This window comes from Streptomyces sp. YIM S03343 (assembly GCF_054729195.1).
Map to the genome: position 1 here is coordinate 7,217,234 of NZ_JBPUKX010000001.1, position 17,447 is coordinate 7,234,680.

At 71.4% G+C, this 17,447-nt stretch carries 18 protein-coding genes; 11 read left to right on the forward strand and 7 right to left on the reverse strand.

Features of this window, described 5'->3' with window-relative positions; genetic code table 11:
• The first annotated feature begins 60 nt into the window (after positions 1-60).
• From ACSYGN_RS31860 to ACSYGN_RS31870, 3 genes are all read left to right on the forward strand, one after another.
• Positions 61-1,659 (forward strand): ABC-F family ATP-binding cassette domain-containing protein, encoded by a 1,599-nt coding sequence (locus ACSYGN_RS31860; protein WP_460401755.1) that lies wholly within the window; start codon positions 61-63, stop codon positions 1,657-1,659.
• A gap of 490 nt (positions 1,660-2,149) precedes the next feature.
• Positions 2,150-2,371 carry a helix-turn-helix domain-containing protein gene (locus ACSYGN_RS31865; RefSeq protein WP_018518904.1) on the forward strand — a complete coding sequence of 74 codons (222 nt, stop codon included), beginning with the start codon at positions 2,150-2,152 and terminating at the stop codon, positions 2,369-2,371.
• 146 nt (positions 2,372-2,517) lie between these two features.
• Positions 2,518-3,321, forward strand: a complete 804-nt coding sequence (locus tag ACSYGN_RS31870; protein WP_460401757.1) for an enoyl-CoA hydratase/isomerase family protein — start codon at positions 2,518-2,520, stop codon at positions 3,319-3,321.
• A gap of 310 nt (positions 3,322-3,631) precedes the next feature.
• On the opposite strand, the gene ACSYGN_RS31875 is transcribed toward ACSYGN_RS31870, so the two are convergent.
• On the reverse strand, positions 3,632-4,426 hold the full coding sequence (locus ACSYGN_RS31875; RefSeq protein WP_460401759.1) for a nucleopolyhedrovirus P10 family protein: 795 nt from the start codon (positions 4,424-4,426) through the stop codon (positions 3,632-3,634).
• 86 nt (positions 4,427-4,512) lie between these two features.
• Between ACSYGN_RS31875 and ACSYGN_RS31880 the strand changes: the two genes are divergently transcribed.
• Genes ACSYGN_RS31880 through amaP form a run of 5 tightly spaced genes read left to right on the forward strand, consistent with a single transcriptional unit; the run spans position 4,513 to position 6,821 of the window.
• Positions 4,513-5,007 carry an Asp23/Gls24 family envelope stress response protein gene (locus tag ACSYGN_RS31880; protein ID WP_460401761.1) on the forward strand — a complete coding sequence of 165 codons (495 nt, stop codon included), beginning with the start codon at positions 4,513-4,515 and terminating at the stop codon, positions 5,005-5,007.
• A gap of 26 nt (positions 5,008-5,033) precedes the next feature.
• Positions 5,034-5,219, forward strand: coding sequence for a hypothetical protein (locus ACSYGN_RS31885; protein ID WP_460401763.1), 186 nt, complete (start codon positions 5,034-5,036; stop codon positions 5,217-5,219).
• Positions 5,216-5,599 carry an Asp23/Gls24 family envelope stress response protein gene (locus tag ACSYGN_RS31890; protein ID WP_460401765.1) on the forward strand — a complete coding sequence of 128 codons (384 nt, stop codon included), beginning with the start codon at positions 5,216-5,218 and terminating at the stop codon, positions 5,597-5,599. Before ACSYGN_RS31885 ends, ACSYGN_RS31890 begins: the two co-directional genes overlap by 4 nt.
• Positions 5,596-6,237, forward strand: a complete 642-nt coding sequence (locus ACSYGN_RS31895; protein WP_460401767.1) for a DUF6286 domain-containing protein — start codon at positions 5,596-5,598, stop codon at positions 6,235-6,237. Before ACSYGN_RS31890 ends, ACSYGN_RS31895 begins: the two co-directional genes overlap by 4 nt.
• A 5-nt stretch (positions 6,238-6,242) precedes the next feature.
• Positions 6,243-6,821, forward strand: a complete 579-nt coding sequence (gene amaP, locus ACSYGN_RS31900) for an alkaline shock response membrane anchor protein AmaP (RefSeq protein WP_460401769.1) — start codon at positions 6,243-6,245, stop codon at positions 6,819-6,821.
• Positions 6,822-7,416: 595 nt separating this feature from the next.
• Here amaP and ACSYGN_RS31905 read toward each other — a convergent pair.
• The 5 genes from ACSYGN_RS31905 to ACSYGN_RS31925 form a co-directional block, all read right to left on the reverse strand.
• Positions 7,417-8,172 (reverse strand): SDR family oxidoreductase, encoded by a 756-nt coding sequence (locus ACSYGN_RS31905; protein ID WP_460401771.1) that lies wholly within the window; start codon positions 8,170-8,172, stop codon positions 7,417-7,419.
• A gap of 4 nt (positions 8,173-8,176) precedes the next feature.
• Positions 8,177-9,997, reverse strand: coding sequence for a glycoside hydrolase family 15 protein (locus ACSYGN_RS31910; protein ID WP_460401773.1), 1,821 nt, complete (start codon positions 9,995-9,997; stop codon positions 8,177-8,179).
• 90 nt (positions 9,998-10,087) lie between these two features.
• Positions 10,088-10,882 carry an SURF1 family cytochrome oxidase biogenesis protein gene (locus tag ACSYGN_RS31915; protein WP_460401775.1) on the reverse strand — a complete coding sequence of 265 codons (795 nt, stop codon included), beginning with the start codon at positions 10,880-10,882 and terminating at the stop codon, positions 10,088-10,090.
• An 81-nt stretch (positions 10,883-10,963) separates the two neighbouring features.
• The gene (locus ACSYGN_RS31920) at positions 10,964-11,197 is read right to left on the reverse strand and encodes a hypothetical protein (RefSeq protein ID WP_460401777.1); all 234 of its coding nucleotides are present in this window, start codon (positions 11,195-11,197) and stop codon (positions 10,964-10,966) included.
• A gap of 113 nt (positions 11,198-11,310) precedes the next feature.
• The gene (locus tag ACSYGN_RS31925; RefSeq protein WP_460401779.1) at positions 11,311-12,378 is read right to left on the reverse strand and encodes a DEDDh family exonuclease; all 1,068 of its coding nucleotides are present in this window, start codon (positions 12,376-12,378) and stop codon (positions 11,311-11,313) included.
• Positions 12,379-12,692: 314 nt separating this feature from the next.
• Here ACSYGN_RS31925 and ACSYGN_RS31930 point away from each other — a divergent pair, with 314 nt between their 5' ends.
• Complete coding sequence (locus ACSYGN_RS31930; RefSeq protein WP_460403863.1) at positions 12,693-13,352, forward strand: VIT1/CCC1 transporter family protein; 660 nt, start codon at positions 12,693-12,695, stop codon at positions 13,350-13,352.
• 123 nt (positions 13,353-13,475) lie between these two features.
• Here the strand turns inward: ACSYGN_RS31930 and ACSYGN_RS31935 are convergent, their stop codons facing one another.
• Positions 13,476-15,023, reverse strand: coding sequence for a S8 family peptidase (locus tag ACSYGN_RS31935; protein WP_460401781.1), 1,548 nt, complete (start codon positions 15,021-15,023; stop codon positions 13,476-13,478).
• A gap of 345 nt (positions 15,024-15,368) precedes the next feature.
• Between ACSYGN_RS31935 and ACSYGN_RS31940 the strand changes: the two genes are divergently transcribed.
• Together ACSYGN_RS31940 and ACSYGN_RS31945 are read left to right on the forward strand one after the other, a co-directional pair.
• Positions 15,369-15,725, forward strand: a complete 357-nt coding sequence (locus ACSYGN_RS31940; RefSeq protein ID WP_460401783.1) for a DUF485 domain-containing protein — start codon at positions 15,369-15,371, stop codon at positions 15,723-15,725.
• Positions 15,722-17,341 (forward strand): solute symporter family protein, encoded by a 1,620-nt coding sequence (locus ACSYGN_RS31945; protein WP_460401785.1) that lies wholly within the window; start codon positions 15,722-15,724, stop codon positions 17,339-17,341. Before ACSYGN_RS31940 ends, ACSYGN_RS31945 begins: the two co-directional genes overlap by 4 nt.
• The last annotated feature ends 106 nt before the right edge of the window (positions 17,342-17,447 follow it).

Consider the following 17,447-nt stretch of genomic DNA (forward strand, 5'->3'; position numbering starts at 1 on the left):
GACGGCGGGAACGTCCTCAGCCGCCCACCCCGCCCTCCGACCCCGCTCTGGAGTCTGTCCGTGATCTCCGCCTCCGGTATCGAGCTGCGCGCCGGTGCCCGCATCCTCATCGAGTCCGCCACCTTCCGTGTCGCCAAGGGCGACCGCATCGGCCTGGTCGGCCGCAACGGCGCCGGCAAGACCACCCTCACCAAGGTCCTGGCCGGCCAGGGCATCCCCGCCGCGGGCACCGTCACCCGCTCCGGCGAGGTCGGCTATCTGCCCCAGGACCCGCGCACCGGCGACCTCGACGTCCTCGCCCGCGACCGTGTCCTGTCCGCCCGCGGCCTCGACGTCCTCATCCGCAAGATGCGCGAGAACGAGCAGCGCATCGCCAACGGCAAGGGCGCCACCCGCGAGAAGGCGATGAAGCAGTACGAGCGCCAGGAGACGGAGTTCCTCACCAAGGGCGGTTACTCCGCCGAGGCCGAGGCCGCCACCATCGCCGCCGCGCTCAACCTGCCCGACCGGGTGCTCGGCCAGCCCCTGCACACGCTCTCCGGCGGTCAGCGCCGCCGTATCGAGCTGGCCCGCATCCTGTTCTCCGACGCGGACACCCTGCTGCTCGACGAGCCCACCAACCACCTCGACGCCGACTCGATCGTCTGGCTGCGCGACTATCTGAAGACCTACCGCGGCGGCTTCATCGTCATCTCGCACGACGTCGACCTGGTCGACACGGTTGTCAACAAGGTGTTCTACCTGGACGCCAACCGCGCCACCATCGACGTCTACAACATGGGCTGGAAGCTGTACCAGCAGCAGCGCGAGGCCGACGAGAAGCGCCGCAAGCGGGAGCGGCAGAACGCCGAGAAGAAGGCCGCCGCGCTCCATTCGCAGGCCGACAAGATGCGCGCCAAGGCCACCAAGACGGTCGCCGCGCAGAACATGGCCCGCCGCGCCGACAAGCTGCTCGCGGGCCTGGAGGCCGTCCGCCAGTCCGACAAGGTCGCCAAGCTCCGCTTCCCGGAACCGGCGTCCTGCGGCAGGACCCCGCTGATGGCGGAGGGCCTGTCGAAGTCGTACGGCTCCCTGGAGATCTTCACCGACGTCGACCTGGCCATCGACAAGGGCTCACGGGTCGTCATCCTCGGGCTCAACGGCGCGGGCAAGACGACCCTGCTGCGGCTGCTCGCCGCCGTCGAGCAGCCCGACACCGGCATGGTCGTCCCCGGCCACGGCCTCAAGCTCGGCTACTACGCGCAGGAGCACGAGACCCTGGACCCCGACCGCACGGTCCTGGAGAACATGCGCTCGGCCGCCCCCGACATGGACCTCGTCGAGGTCCGCAAGGTGCTCGGCTCGTTCCTGTTCTCCGGCGACGACGTCGACAAGCCCGCCGGGGTCCTCTCCGGCGGCGAGAAGACCCGTCTCGCCCTCGCGACCCTGGTCGTCTCCTCGGCGAACGTCCTCCTGCTCGACGAGCCCACCAACAACCTCGACCCGGCCAGCCGCGAGGAGATCCTCGGCGCGCTGCGTACCTACAAGGGCGCGGTCGTCCTCGTCACCCACGACGAGGGCGCCGTAGAGGCGCTCCAGCCGGAGCGGATCATCCTGCTGCCCGACGGCGTCGAGGACCTGTGGGGCTCGGACTACGCCGACCTGGTCGCCCTCGCCTGACGCGCCCCAGCCCGACCGCCCGACCCGACCGTCCCGGCCCGAATGGCCCGACCCCAAGGGGTCCGGCTCGGCCGGGGCGTTCCGCTGTTCTCACCCCCGCTTTTCTCACCCGATGTCGCACGGCCCTGACGTTCCGCAACGTCAGGGCCGTTTGCTCGAACGTGCGATCGCCCGCGTATGGATCATTCGACCCAGCGGTGATCCATCATCTGTGTGAGATCTCCTCGTACCCGATTGTGTTCTGCATCCAATCTGCGGTCTATCGCTTTGTCGACAATATGGGGATGGTGGCGTGTCTCTGACCTGCCATTTCACGGAAGATCCGGTTCGAGGATGCGGACGGCGCGGTGCGGAATGGGCAATTCCGGATGTGGGGACGCGCTCCTGTCGTCACAACCTTGTCTCACGGACCTTGCCGAATGGGTGGCCATGAAGGCCCAGAGGGGTGATCATGAGGGGACCAGAGCGCACTTCCCATGAGGAGGCACGGGTGGCCGAGACTCTGAAGAAGGGCAGCCGGGTGACCGGCGCCGCGCGCGACAAGCTCGCGGCAGACCTGAAGAAGAAGTACGACTCCGGTGCGAGCATCCGGGCACTGGCCGAGGAAACCGGCCGCTCGTATGGCTTCGTACACCGGATGCTCAGCGAGTCGGGCGTCACGCTGCGTGGGCGTGGCGGGGCGACCCGGGGCAAGAAGGCCGCAACGGCCTGAGCCTCGGCGGCTCTACGGCTCCATGGCTTCGATGGTGGCCACCCGGTCGTTCGTCCGATCGGCCGGGTGGTTACTGTGCAGTCACATAGGGATGTCCGCCGTTGCGGCGCGGCACCCCGGACGACCGCACCCACCGGAGGCGCTCCATGGCTTCGCCCGCGAAGGACCTCGCTCCCCTGCTCGACAAGGACGGCGTACGGCTCACCGTCGACGACGCGCTCGCCACGGTGACGCTGGCCGATCCTGCCAAGCGCAACGCGCAGACACCTGCCATGTGGCGGGCGCTCGCGGAGGCCGGACAATTGCTGTCGGGCTCGGTGCGGGTGGTTGTGCTGCGCGGCGAGGGCAAGTCCTTCTCCGCGGGGCTGGACCGGCGCATGTTCACCCCCGAGGGGATCGACGGCGAGCCGACGTTCATCGACTTGGCACGCCGTGACGACGCCGCGCTGGACGCGGCCATCGCCGGGTTCCAGGAGGCGTTCACCTGGTGGCGGCGCAATGACCTCGTGTCCGTCGCCGCCGTACAGGGGCATGCCATCGGGGCGGGTTTCCAGCTCGCCCTCGCCTGCGATCTGCGGGTCGTCGCCGGCGACGTGCAGTTCGCCATGCGCGAGACCGCCCTCGGCCTGGTGCCGGACCTCACCGGTACGCATCCGCTGGTCGGCCTCGTCGGCTACGCCCGCGCGCTGGAGATCTGCGCGACCGGCCGTTTCATCGGCGCCGAGGAAGCCGTGACCACCGGCCTCGCCAACATCGCCGTGCCCGCCGACCAGCTCGACGACACCGTACGCGAGCTGGCAGCCGCCCTGCTCGCCGCGCCCCGAGACGCGGTGATCGAGACGAAGGCCCTGCTGCGCGGCGCCCAGACCCGCTCCTACGACGACCAGCGGGCCGCCGAACGAGCAGCCCAGGCCCGCCGCCTCCGCGACCTGGCGGGACTGGGCGATTGACGTCCTCTCCAGCCCGAGGACTGGAGATCCCGGTCCGTACCGCTTCGCGGTACCACCCTGGGTTCCTGCTTCACGGGTCCGTGCCGGTCGGTGAGGACCGGTCTTACCAGACCTCCACAGGCCTGACTTTCCGCCCGTCCGGCGGTAGGTCCGACAACTACGTTGCCGGACAAGGCGATCATGGCATGACTCTGCGCCCCTCGGGGCCGCCAGGGCGAGGATGCCCTACACCTCCACCCTGAAGGATGGAGCACTGGGCAAGTGTTCGGTAGCCGCTCGCCGCACGTCTTGGATCTGCTGTAGACCCGCCTCAGATCTCTGGTTCCTCGACCCCCGTCACCAGCACCGCCACCGTCGGCGCGTCGTGGAGTGCCCCGCCCACCGCCGAGCGGACCGCCCGGGCCACCTCCACGGCCCGGGCGTCCGTGGTCACCGTGATCTCCACGCGTGCATGGCGGCGTGGCAGGGCGTTCGCGTCGGCCGGGTGCCGCTCGATGTGCACCGGGTGGCCGCCGAGGCCGCCGAGTGCGTTCGTCAGTCGTGCCACGCCCGGCACGGAGAGGGCCGCCTCGGCCGCCCGCACCTCGTCGGGATCGGTCGAGTCGGCCTCCGGCGCCTGCCTCACCCGTACGGCCGAAGTGTCCGCCTCCGACATGCCGCTCCCCGGTGTGTCGTCGCGGGGCGTCTCCTCGTCCAGCAGATCGGTCACCCGCAGATCCACCTCCGCCACCGCCAGTCCCACCCACTCCGACGCACCCGCGAGGGCCGCCCGCAGCCGGGCCGCCACCACCGGCAGCGGCTGCCCGCCCATGGCGCCCGCGGCGGTCACGGCGATCGCCGCGAAGTCCGCCGTCACCCGCAGCGGACCCGGCGGCAGGGCGCTCGGCGGTGCCGGTACGACCGGATCGTGGGTGTCCTCCGGGTCGGCCAGGGTGATGCGCAGCGCGTCCAGCCGTACCCCCACCACGTCCGCCGCAGCGCGCCGGAGCGCGTCCCGCGCCGCGTCCTCCGTGATCCACGCGCCGTCGCGCGGGCCGCCCAGCGCCAGCAGTCTGCCGAGCCCGAGCTGCCCCCGGACCGTCCGCGCCCACCGCTCCGTCGTCATTGCTCCAGCCTGCCGCATTCCTGCGCGCGAGCGCGCCTGCGCACTTACGGTGGTCGAAGGACGACGACCGGAAGGGACGTACGGCGATGAGCGAGATGACGGAGCGGAGCCGGACGGCGAATCCAGAGGCTGGGAGGGACGTGGCGGAGACCCCGTCGATGCGCAAGCCGGTGACACGACGGGGTGGCGGGGACCCGGCGAGCCGGGGGCGCACCACCATCGCCGACGGTGTGGTGGAGAAGATCGCGGGGATGGCCGCCCGGGACGTGGTCGGTGTGCACACCATGGGCAGCGGTCTGTCCCGCACCTTCGGGGCCGTACGGGAGCGGGTGCCGGGCGCCTCCAAGTCCGTCGCCCGGGGTGTGAAGGCCGAGGTCGGGGAGGTGCAGACGGCGCTCGATCTGGAGATCGTCGTCGACTACGGCGTGTCCATCTCGGACGTGGCGCGGGCCGTGCGGGAGAACGTGGTCTCCGCCGTCGAGCGCATGACGGGGCTGGAGGTCGTGGAAGTCAACATCGCGGTGAGTGATGTGAAGCTTCCGGAGGAAGAAGAAGAGGAGCAGGAGCCCCGGATCCAGTGAACCGTCCGTGAGGTGAGGAGCGCAGCATGAGCTTGGCCGTGGTCGGCATGATCGCCGGGATGGCGCTCGGTTTCGCCGGGTACTTCGGCGGGTTCGCCGCCTTTCTGCTGGTGGCCGCCCTCGGCGCCGTCGGCTTCGTGGTGGGCCGGTTCCTGGAGGGCGGCCTCGACCTCGGTGACCTCTTCCGCAGCCGCGACGACCGGCGGCGGTGACCGTCACGACCGGCGGGGCGGCGCGGCCCCGCAGACGCTCGCCGCTGATCCCGCCCGGCGACCGCGGCGCCACACGGATCGCCGACCGCGTTGTCGTGAAGGTCGCCGCGCAGGCGGCCCGTGAGGTGCTGGGCCCGCTGCCCCCGGAGGCCGGCCCGCCGCACGCCGAAGTCGTGGTGCACCAGGACACCGCCCGGGTCCGACTCCATCTGGAGCTCGAGTACCCGTGCGACATCGGCGCCCGCAGCGCGGCGGTGCGTCGGCACGTGGCCCAGCGGGTAGGCGCCTTGGTGGGCATGGAGGTGGCGGAGGTCGCCGTCCAGGTGGAGCGGCTGCATCTGGTACCGGAACACGGCGTGGCACAGGGGAGGACGCGATGAGCGAGCCCCAGGGCTCCGAGGGCACCACACAGCGCCTCCCGGTCCTCGACAAACCGCCGGCCGAGGACGAGGCGCCCACCGCGACGTCCGCTCACGACCACCGCTTCTGGTCCGCCCGCCGCGTCCCGGCGGGCATCGTCGCGCTGCTGCTCGCCCTCCTCGCCGGGGTCCTGCTCTACGACGTCGCCGCCGTGCGCGCCCACAAGCCCGCCCCGCTGGTCTGGCGCCGCGATCTCGCCCGCCAGCTCGCAGAGAGGCCTCTCGACGACACCTGGGTGCTGGTCGGCGCCGGGGTGGCCGCCGTGCTCGGCCTGTGGCTGGTCGTCCTCGCCGTGACACCGGGACTGCGCGACATCCTGCCGATGCGCCGCACCCACCCCGACGTCCGGGCCGGGCTGCAGCGCGCCGCGGCGGCGCTGGTGCTGCGCGACCGGGCCATGGAGGTCTCGGGCGTCCAGTCGGTGCGGGTCAAGATGCACCGAGGCCGGGCGGATGTCCGGGCGGTCGCCCACTTCCGTCCGCTGGAGGACGTCCGCGGTGACCTGGACACGACGCTCACGGCGGCGATCAGCGGCCTGGGCCTGGTCCGGCCGCCCGCCCTGACCCTCCATGTCGTCCGTCCCGGCCGGAAGGGGTGAGTACGGTGCTGAGGACCGTGAACCGGGTGCTGATCGGCCTGGTGGGCCTCGGTCTCCTGGCCGTCGGCGCCGATGTCCTGGGCGTGGGTCTGGGCGCGCCCGTGCCGTCGTGGTGGATCCACGACAGCCCCCACGACGTCCTGCTCAGCGACTCCGAACGGACCCGCTGGGTGAACTCGTCCTGGTGGTGGCCGACCGTCATCGCCTCGCTCGCCCTCGCCCTCCTGTTCACCCTGTGGTGGCTGACCGCTGTGCTACGACGGCGCCGCCTGGCCGAGATCCTGGTCGACACCGGCGACGGCGAGGGCGCGCTGCTGCGCGGGCGGGCGCTGGAGAGCGTCCTGGCGGCCGAGGCGAGCACCCTGGAGGGCGTGGCCCATGCCCAGGTCCACCTCCACGGCCGGAGCACCGCGCCCGAGGTCCGCGTCAGCCTCCAGGTCGAACCCCATGTGGACCCCGGCTCGGCCCTGTCCACCCTGACGGCCGAGGCCCTGACCCACGCGAAGAACTCGGCAGCCCTGGCCGCCCTCCCGACCGAGGTCCGCCTGCGCGGCGTCCGCCACCGGGCGGAGAGGGTCAGCTGACGCATCGCCCGGCGGCGGGCGGCTGCCACCACTGCGGGGCCGCGCCCCTGAACCCGTTCGGCTGCGGGTGCCTCGTGGCTGAGCGCGCAGTTCCCCGCGCCCCTTGAGGGGTTGCGGTGTGCCGGTGTCTGCGGCGACCGGTCGGCCATGTGGTCGCCGTGCGCACCCGCCCACCGGACGGAAGCAACCCAGCGGCGCCCGGCGAGAGCCCGTTCGGCTGCGCCTGTTTCCGCTGCTGCCGAACCCAGGCCGGAGGCCCGCCTCTGCCGACCCGCCTCTGCCAGTGGGCGGTTTGCCGACCACACCGTTCGTGATCAGGCTCGCAGCGAGCACCCCTGACGAGTGGTCGGCTGCCCGCCGGGCGTCGCGCGTCACGTAGGCACAGCCGCCAGGACCGGCGGTGCCGGCGGTCCCGGTGGCTGTGCCTGCCGACGGCGGCTGCCGTCGAGCGGCATGATCGAGGTCGAACCCTACCGGGCGGCGGCGGCCCATCACGCCGTCCGCGATCAGCGACGCTGTCGTGGCGTCTGTGCGCGGAGCGGAGTCGAACCCGCCGGGCGCAGCCCCTCACGCCGGTCGCCGCGGCCTCCGCCCCTCAGAACCCGTGCAGCGCGCCGCCGTCCACCGGAAGCATGATGCCCGTCAGGTAGGACGCCGCCGGGGACAGGAGGAATGCTGCCGCCCGGCCGAACTCCTGCGGGGTGCCGTAGCGGCGCAGCGGGATGCGGGACTCGTGGGCGGTGCGGGTGGCCACCGGGTCCGCGGACAGGCCGTCCAGCTCGCGGACGCGGTCCGTGTCGATGCGGGCCGGGAGGAGACCCACGACGCGGATGCCGCGCGGTCCCAGTTCGTCGGCGATCGACTTGGCGAACCCGGCAAGACCGGGCCGCAGTCCATTGGACACGGTCAGTCCCGCGATCGGCTCGTGCACGGACGCGGACAGCACGAAGCCGATGACACCGCCCGCCTCCAGCTCGGCCGCCGCCGTGCGCGCCAGCCGTACCGCGCCGAGGAACACCGACTCGAAGCCGGCGCGCCACTGCTCGTCCGTGTTGTCGGCGACGAACCCCGGCGGCGGCCCGCCGACGCTGACGAGGATGCCGTCGAACCGCCCGAAGCGCTCCCGGGCCGTCGCGACGAGCCGCCCGGGCCCCTCCGGATCGGCGTTGTCCACGGCCACCCCAACCGCGTCCGGGCCCAGCTCTGCGGCCGCGTCGGCGACGGCCTTCTCGTCCCGCCCGGTGATCACCACCTTCGCCCCGTCCGCGACCAGCTCACGCGCGGCGGCGTTGCCGAGACCGCGGGTGGCCCCGGTGACGACGTACACCCGGTCCTTCAGTCCAAGATCCATGGTCCTATCCTGCCGTCCCGCACCCGTGCAGGGCGAGGGCGGTGTTGACCAGCCCGATGTGGCTGAACGCCTGCGGGAAGTTGCCGAGCTGCCGCCCGGCCACCGGGTCGTATTCCTCCGACAGCAGCCCCACGTCGTTGACCAGCCCCACCAGCCGTTCGAACAGCTCCCGCGCCTCCTCGGTCCGGCCCGTCATGTGCAGTGCGTCGGCGAGCCAGAACGAGCAGACCAGGAAGGTCCCCTCGCCGCCGGGGAGCCCGTCGACGGTCGTCTCGTCGACGCTGTAGCGGCGCAGGAAGCCGTGGTGGCCGAGTTCGGCGCGGACCGCGTCCACGGTGCCGACGACCCGCGGGTCGTCCGGCGGCAGGAAGCCCACCCTGGGGATCAGCAGCGTCGCGGCGTCCAGTTCGCGGGAGCCGTAGTACTGCGTGAAGGTGTTCCGCTCGGCGTCGTAGCCCTTCTCGCACACCTCGCGGTGCACCTCGTCGCGCAGCGCGCGCCAGCGGCCGATGTCGCCGCGCAGTGTGGGGCTGTCATTGAGGACCCTGACGGCGCGGTCGGCGGCGACCCACACCATCACCTTGGAGTGCACGAAGTGGCGCCGCCCGCCGCGCACCTCCCACAGTCCCTCGTCGGGCTGCCGCCACACCAGGCGCAGGAAGTTCATGAGGGCGAGCTGCAGCGACCACATGTGCGGCTTGACGGGCAGCCCCGAGGCGAGGGTCAGCCACAGCGAGTCCATGACCTCGCCGTAGACGTCGAGCTGGAGCTGTTTGACCGCGTCGTTGCCGACTCGCACCGGTGCCGAACCGGCGAAGCCGGGCAGCCACGGCAGCTCGGTCTCCGGCAGTCGGCGCTCGCCCGCGAGGCCGTACATGATCTGGAGGTCCGCCGGGTCGCCCGCGACCGCGCGCAGCAGCCAGTCGCGCCAGGCCTCGGCCTCCTCGTGGTAACCGGCCGTCAGGAGCGCGCCCAGGGTGAGGGTGGAGTCGCGAAGCCAGCAGTAGCGGTAGTCCCAGTTGCGCACCCCGCCGAGCTCCTCGGGCAGCGAGGTGGTGGCGGCGGCCACGATGCCGCCGGTGGGCGCGTAGGTGAGCGCCTTGAGGGTGATCAGGGAGCGCAGTACGACGTCCTTGTGCGGTCCGTCGTAGCGGCATCGTGCCGACCAGGTCCGCCAGTCCGCGACGCTGCTGTCGAGTGCCTCGTACGGGTCGACCCGCGGCGGGCGCGGCTCGTGCGAGGGGTGCCAGGTCAGCACGAACGCGACCTTCTCGCCCTCCGCGACGGTGAACTCCGAGTGGGTGCTGTAGTGCTCGCCCCACGTTCGCACCGAGGGCTCGCTGCGCAGCCACACCGAGTCCGGGCCCGCGACCGCCACCCGGTGGCCGTCGGAACGGCGCATCCAGGGCACGATCGAGCCGTGGTCGAAACGCAGCCGCAGGGTGCTGCGCACGGTGACGCTGCCGCTGAGGCCCTCGACGATCCGCACGAGATCGGGCGCCCGCTCGCGCTGCGGCATCAGATCGGTGACCCGTACGGACCCCTCCGGGGTGTCCCACTCGGTGTCCAGGACGAGGGTGCCGGCCCGGTACGCCCGCCGCGCGCACCGGGCCGCGTCCTTGCCCGCCCGCCTGGCCGTTCCCTCGGGCGTGGACAGGGGAGCGATGCGCCAGTGCCCGTTGTCCTCGTCGCCGAGCAGCCGGGCGAAACAGGCGGGCGAGTCGAAACGGGGCAGACACAGCCAGTCGACGGAGCCGTCCATACCGACCAGGGCGGCGGTCTGCTCGTCGCCGATGATCGCGTAGTCCTCGATGCGCGGTTGCACGGGATTCCGGGTTCCCTGCGGCCCACCCGGGCAATCAGGGCCGGGGCCGGGAGAGTGACGCGGCCCCGGCGCCCGGCCTCTGCGGGCGGCTCACACCGCCGCCGGTTCCGTCTCCTGCGCGGTCTCCTTCGCCGCCGCCTCCTCGCGGTCGCGGCGCTCCCGCCGTACCAGGATCCACCAGCCCACCGGGACACCCGCCGCGAACAGCCACCACTGGATCATGTAGGCGTAGTTCAGCGGGGCGTCCTCCTTGCCGGGATCGGACAGTTGCTCCGGGGTGTCGCCCTTGGGCTCCGGCGCGGTCTGCGCGACATACCCGCCGAGCACCTCGGCGCCCAGCCGCTTCGCCTGCTGTGCGCTGTCGATGAGCATGATCTGCCGGTCGGGCAGGCCCTTGAGGTCCTTGATGCCGCTTGCCGCGGTCGTCTCGTCCGCCATCAGCCGCCCGGTGACCGTGGTAGGGCCCGACGGCGGCGCGGGAACCCTGGGGAACGTGGTCTGCGCGCCGCTGTCCGCCGGGATCCAGCCGCGGTTGACCAGCAGCACCTTGCCGTCCGCCAGCACGAACGGGGTGAGGACGTGGAAACCGACCTGGCCGTCGGAGTTGACCCGGCGCCGGACGACGACCTCATGGGCGGTGTCGAAGGTGCCCGTCGCGGTGACCCTGCGGTACTTGTCGGCGCGGGCCACGGCGTGCCCGGGGGAGGTCAGCCGCTCCACGGGGACCGGCTTGGCGGCCAGCGCCTCGGAGACCGTCCGGTTGCGGTCGCTGCGCATCTCGTACCGGTGCATCTGCCAGATGCCCAGCCTGATCATCGTCGGGACGAGAAGGATCGCGACGACGGTGAGGATCACCCACTGGCGGGTCAACAGAAAGCGGTACACCCCACGACCGTACTCCGCGCCCTACGGCCCGCCGCGGGAGGGTCCCACGGCGGGCTCGCACCCGGTGCGCGGTCCACGGGCTCACACCCGGTCGATGATCCCCGCCTTCCCCTCCGCGCGGGCGCAGTGCCCGCCGCAGTACCAGTGGCCGTCCACCTCGACGCCCTGGCCGATGATCTGGACCCGGCAGTGCTCGCAGATGGGGGCCATGCGGTGGATCGCGCAGGAGAAGCAGTCGAAGACATGGACCGCGCCCTGGGCGTGCACCTCGAAGCTCATGCCGTAGTCGTTTCCGCACACTTCGCATCTCGCCATGCGCCACAGGGTGAGCCGTGGCGGCGGCACGGGCGAGCGGGCGGCGGGCGAGTCGCGCGCCAATCACCCGTCCGTACGGGTCACCGTTCCGCGCGCGCGTACGGGGCCTCGCCTCACACGTCGTCGAACGCCGCCTGCTCGGGCACGGCGCCCGCCTTTGCGCCCTGCGCCGTACCCCGGGCTCTTCCCGCCGCGGGCTCGACATCCCGGAGCAGTTGCCCGAACGCGGCCTCGTCCACCACCGGAGTCCCGTACTGCCGGGCCTTCACCACCTTCGAGGTGCCCGAGTCGGGGTCGTTGGTGACCAGGAGACTGGTCAGCCGGGACAGACTGGTCGCGACATGCAGCCCCGCCTCGACGGCCCGGTCCTCCAGCAGTTCGCGCTCGACCGTCGTGTCCCCGGAGAACGCGATCCGCATGCCCTGCTTGAGTGGTTTGCCCTCTTCGTAGCGCCCGGGGTTGGGGTGCGGGCAGGCGGGGCGCCTGCGCGAGGGACGCCAACTCGTCTGCCGGTAGCCGTAGGAGCCGCCCTGGCCGCCACCCTGGTGGCCGATCAGCGGCGCGGGCCGGTCCGACCACTCCGACAGCGGCAGGCACTCGTGCAGCGGCAGCCGTACGTTGCCCGCCGCCGCGGCGTGCAGACTGGGCCGGAACGCCTCCGCCAGCACGCGCGCGTCGTCCAGCGCGTGGTGCGCGCGCTGCTGTACGACGCCGAAGTGCGCGGCCAGGGACTCCAGTTTGTGGTTGGGCAGCGGCAGGCCCAGCTCCTTCGACAGCGCGATGGTGCACAGCCGCTGACGCACCGGTGCCTCGCGCTTCGCGCGCGCGTACTCCCGGGCGATCATCTGCCAGTCGAAGACCGCGTTGTGCGCGACGAGCACCCGGCCCTCCAGCCGGGACGCGAACTCCTCCGCGATGTCCTGGAAGAGGGGTGCTCCCTGAAGCGCCTCGCTCGTCAGACCGTGGATCCACACCGGGCCGGGATCGCGCTCCGGGTTCACCGTCGTGTACCAGTGGTCCTCGACCTCGCCGCGCGTGTCCAGCCGGTAGACGGCCGCGGAGACTATCCGGTCGTCCCGGGCCAGGCCGGTGGTCTCCACGTCAACGACCGCATATCCCTGGGGATACGCGGTCGGCCACTCGGTGGGGGAGGACGCTTCGGGCGCACGGTCTTCGAGCATGGTCACTGAGGATACGGGCCGGGACTGACAGCCCGTTCCCTCAGGAGCCGCGCGCCGCCCGGCGGTTCGGGAGCGAGATGGCGCAAATCGGACTTCTCTCTCGCGTGTCCGCCCCTGGTGCGGGGGCCCTGGGGAGTCGGTACGGGGCTGGTGACGCGCGGGATGGGAACCTGCACGGTGTGACGGAATCAACGGACCCGGCCGAATCACCGGACCCGAAGGATTCGCAAGCCCCGGATGAGTCCAAGGATTCGCAAGCCCCGGCGGGGTCCGCCCACGAGGGCGAGGCCCACGGCGGCGCCCTCGGCGCGCGGCTGAACTGGCTGCGGGCCGCGGTCCTGGGCGCCAACGACGGCATCGTGTCCACCGCGGGACTGGTCGTCGGCGTGGCCGGTGCCACCGGCGAGCGCTCGGCCCTGCTGACGGCGGGCCTGGCCGGGCTGCTCGCCGGGTCGATGTCGATGGCGGCGGGCGAATACGTGTCCGTCTCCACCCAGCGCGACTCGGAGAAGGCCGCGCTGGCCATGGAGAAGCGGGAACTGCGCGAGCAGCCCGAGGCCGAACTGGCGGAACTCGTCGGGCTGCTGGAGGAACGGGGCCTGTCCCCGCAGGTGGCCCGTGAGGCGGCCGACCAGCTCACGGAACGCGACGCGCTGCGCGCCCACGCGCGCGTGGAGCTCGGTATCGACCCGGACGAGCTGACCAACCCGTGGCATGCGGCATGGGCGAGCTTCCTGGCGTTCACGGTCGGCGCGCTGCTGCCCCTGCTGGCCATCGTGCTCCCGCCGCCGGGCTGGCGGGTACCGGTGACCGTGCTCTCGGTCCTGGCGGCCCTGGTCCTCACCGGCTGGATCAGCGCCCGTCTGGGCGCGGCGGCACCCCGCCCGGCGATCGTCCGCAACGCCCTGGGCGGCGCCCTGGCGATGGGCGTGACCTACGCGGCGGGGTCGCTGCTGGGAGCGGTGGGGGTCTGACATCGCACCGAAGGCCGCTATGCAGTACGGATCAATATTGATGGGAATGTTGATTGAATCAATATGTGGGGGTTGATCGGCCCGGCTGGTGAGTCAATGTGGACCGGGCCGGTCAACCACCGGCTACTTCGTCACGGCGTCCAGCGCGTCGACGACTCCGTACCCGTAGAAGCCGTTGACGTGCGTGTCGCCGACGCACGTCGCGTCCACGACTCCGTCGCCGTTCCCGTCGTACGGGGCGCTCGGGCAGCCCGGGTTGTCGGCCTGGGCCTTGAGCAGCGCCTGGAGCCTGGCCGGACCGGCCTTCGGGTGGCTGGACTTCAGCAGCGCGGCCACGGCGGCGACATGCGGGGTGGCCATCGAGGTGCCCTGGAGGAAGCCGTACTGGTCGTTCGGCAGCGTCGACAGGATGCGGCCGTTCTTCGACGGCGTGTCGGGGATCTGGTACTTGTCGCCGCCAGGGGCCGCGACATCGATGACACCCTCGCCGTAGCTGGAGTAGTACGACTTGGCGCCGTTGACGCCCGTCGCGCTGACGGTGACCACGCCAGGCAACTGGGTGGGCACGTCGAAGCACCGGTGCGGATCCACCGTGCGGGTCACCGCGGTCGAGTCGTCGGGGCTGGAGTCGTCGACGAGCGCCTGCGAGTCGAGGTCGTCGTTGGAGTTGCCCGCGGCGGCCACATTGAGCGTGCCCTTGCGCTGTGCGTACAGCTGCGCCCTGTTGACCGCGTCGACGATGGCACGTTGATCGGGGTCGTCCATGCAGTTGTACAGCCAGGGATCGACATAATAGCTGTTGTTGGTGATCTCCACACCGTGGTCCGCCGCGAACACGAAGGCGCACACCACGCTCTCCGGGTAGAACAACTGCGTGGAGTCCGGCTGGGCGACGGTGATGCCCGCGACCTTCACCCCGGGTGCCACACCGGCCACGCCGATGCCGTTGCGGGCGGCGGCGATCTCACCGGCGACATGCGTGCCGTGGTAGTGCTCGGCGTCCACCGGCCGCCAGGCGCCGTACGTCGTGTCGGCCTTGCCGCTCACGCAGTTGGCGGACTGTGAGGCGGAGAAGTTGGGGGCGATGTCGGGGTGGGTGTCGTCGACGCCGGTGTCGATCACCGCGACGGTCACCTTCCTGCTGCCCGGGTCGATCGCGGCGGCCTTGTCGGCACCGATCGCCCGCAGGTCCCACTGGTCGGCCTCCAGGGGCTCGCTCTCACCGGCGGCCTCGGAGGCGTGCTCGGCCTTCGCCGCCTGCGCCTTCGAGAGGTACTGCACCGCTCCCTCGTCCGTCGTCCCCGAGGCGGCCACCGGCGCGGTCCGGGTGGCGCCCGCCGACTGCACCCCGCGCACCGCCCGCATCCGCGCGCCGAAGTCCGGGTTCGCGGAGTGGACGACGATCACGCCTATCTGCTCGTAAGCCACGACGACCGTGCCGCCGTTGGCGGCGACGGCCTGCTCGACCGACGCGATCGTGCGGTGATCGGCCCTGGTGTTGACGACATAGGCGAGGTTCGGCGCGTCCGCGGCCTGCGCGGCGGGGACTGTACCGGGTGCGGCCGAGGCCGCGGAGGGGAGGAAGCCGAGCGTGGCGGTCAGCGACAGCACGACCGGTACGGCGAGCCCGAGCCGGCGTCTGGAGCGCAGCCGAGCGAGCAGATGAGCCATGGGATCTCCACATCATCCGAAAAAGAAACCGCCCGAGACACGGTCGCGCTCGGGCAGGTACATGACGGGTGGTGCAGGGTGAAGCTATCTTCCGCACGCACCGGGCAGCAATGAGCAGTTCACAATGACCAGTTCCCCAACAGCAGCAATAAGCAGTCCCCGAAGAACCGTGCGAATGCGTTGAACCGCCCCCCGTGCCGCGCCGTGACGTTGGGCAGGGAGCCGCCGGGATGCCGCGGCGCCCGCCCGGACTCACGCGAGGGAACCTGCCGCGCTCTCTCCCCGAGCCGTGAGCCATGTGACCCCGAGATCAGTTACCGCATGCCCGCAAAGCGAGGAGACTCCGTGGCCACTGAGACACCACCCCCCTCGAAGACGGAGGACCGGCTCCCCACGAGCGAGGAGTTCGCCGCGGTCCAGGACAGCCCGGAATTCGCCGAACTGCGCCAGTCCTACCGCTCGTTCGCCTTCCCGCTGACCGTCGGCTTCATCACCTGGTACCTGCTGTACGTCCTGCTGTCCAACTACGCGGACGGCTTCATGGGCACCAAGCTCATCGGCAACATCAACGTCGCCCTGGTGCTGGGCATCGCCCAGTTCCTGACCACGTTCCTGATCGCGTACTGGTACGCGCGGCACGCCGCCGCGAAGCTCGACCCGAAGGCCGAGGCGATCAAGTCCCGTATGGAGGGCGACGCATGAGCGACACCATCACCTTCGCCGCCGGGGCGGCCAGTGAGCACCGGCCGCTGATCATCAGTCTGTTCTCGGTGTTCGTCGTCGCGACCCTCGTCATAACCGTGTGGGCGGGCCGCCAGACCAAGGACGCCGCCGACTTCTACGCGGGCGGCCGCCAGTTCACGGCCTTCCAGAACGGTCTCGCCGTCTCCGGCGACTACATGTCCGCGGCCTCCTTCCTCGGCATCGCGGGTGCCATCGCCCTGTTCGGCTACGACGGCTTCCTCTACTCCATCGGCTTCCTGGTCGCGTGGCTGGTCGCCCTGCTCCTGGTCGCGGAACCGCTGCGCAACTCCGGCCGCTACACCATGGGCGACGTCCTGGCCTACCGGATGCGCCAGCGCCCGGTGCGCACCGCCGCCGGCACCTCCACCATCGTCGTGTCGATCTTCTATCTGCTCGCGCAGATGGCCGGTGCGGGCGTCCTCGTCTCGCTGCTGCTCGGCATCACCACCGACGCGGGCAAGATCGGCATCGTCGCGCTCGTCGGCGTCCTGATGATCGTGTACGTCACCATCGGCGGCATGAAGGGCACCACCTGGGTGCAGATGGTCAAAGCCGTCCTGCTCATGGCCGGCGCGCTGCTGCTGACGTTCATGGTGATGCTGAAGTTCCACTTCAACATCTCGGACCTGCTCGGCAAGGCCGCTGACAACAGCGGAAAGGGCACGGCGTTCCTGGAGCCCGGTCTGAAGTACGGCGCCACCGGCACCACCAAGCTCGACTTCATCTCGCTCGGCATCGCCCTGGTGCTCGGCACCGCGGGCCTGCCGCACATCCTGATCCGCTTCTACACCGTGCCCACCGCCAAGGCCGCCCGGAAGTCCGTGATCTGGGCGATCGGCCTGATCGGCGCCTTCTACCTGATGACCCTCGCCCTCGGCTTCGGCGCCTCCGCGCTGATCAAACCGGACGAGATCATCGCCTCCAACAAGGCGGGCAACACGGCCGCACCCCTGCTCGCCCTCCATCTGGGCGGCGTCGACTCCAACTGGGGCGCGATCCTGCTGGCGACCATCTCGGCCGTCGCCTTCGCCACCATCCTCGCCGTCGTCGCCGGCCTCACCCTGGCCTCGTCGTCCTCCTTCGCGCACGACATCTACGCCAACGTCATCAAGAGGGGCACGGCCACCGAGAAGGAGGAGGTCAGGGCGGCACGCTGGGCCACGGTCGGCATCGGCGCGGTCTCCATCCTCCTGGGCGCCATGGCCCGCGACCTGAACGTGGCGGGCCTGGTCGCCCTCGCCTTCGCGGTCGCGGCCTCCGCCAACCTGCCGACGATCCTCTACAGCCTGTTCTGGAAGCGGTTCACCACCGGCGGCGCCCTGTGGTCGATCTACGGCGGCCTGGTCACCGCGGTCGGCCTGGTGCTGTTCTCCCCGGTCGTGTCGGGCAAACCCACATCGATGTTCCCGGACGTGGATTTCCACTGGTTCCCGCTGGAGAATCCCGGCATCATCTCGATCCCGGTCGGCTTCCTGTTCGGCGTCATCGGCACCCTGCTCTCGAAGGAGCAGCCGGACGCCGCCAAGTACGCGGAACTGGAGGTACGGTCGCTGACCGGCACCGGAGCGCACTGAGCGCCGTACGGCGGCACGGAGCGCCGTAGAGCGGCGATACACGCGTCAGGCCGCGCCGCGGGACCCGGAAGGTCCCGCGGCGCGGCCGTTCGGTCCCTGTACCCGA